Annotated in this window: 1 protein-coding gene; it reads right to left on the reverse strand. The window is 45.2% G+C overall.

Features of this window, described 5'->3' with window-relative positions:
* Positions 1 to 236: hypothetical protein (locus tag AC1DLB_RS32125; RefSeq protein ID WP_477786551.1), on the reverse strand; the 236-nt coding region annotated here is incomplete at its 3' end.
* Between the last annotated feature and the right edge of the window lie 206 nt (positions 237 to 442).

The raw sequence follows: 442 nt of genomic DNA on the forward strand, positions 1-442 counted from the left end.
TCAACCAAATGCATCAATTGGTTGAGGTTGCTGTTCGACTGCTCGATAACCGACCAGCATTCAGTTTCGCTAGCTTCTGATAATGCAATAAGAGTACGCTTTTCTGGAGTGGTTAAAAACATCATAACTGCCTCTCGGCAATGGGGTGAACTATCACTCCCCGAAGCTGGCATGCCTAAGCTTGTAAGTATGAGTAGCGTAAACAAAAATTCAAGTGTCGACTTTTTTATGATCATGGCGCACCACCTTTCAAGAGAATTATCCCCGTACGCAGGGTGTTCTCATTCGTCGTCAAACAAGTCATTCGATTGGACTAGCAGATGCTGTAATTCTTCCAGTTCCATCAGGGCTGATAATGTTGTTGGTTCTATTCATGGTGTTTATTGTGTCACCAAGGCGATCGGTGGAATGCGGAGTTCCGGGGCTAATCGGGTGCATTAGC

The organism is Pseudomonas sp. 05N434 (assembly GCF_056396965.1).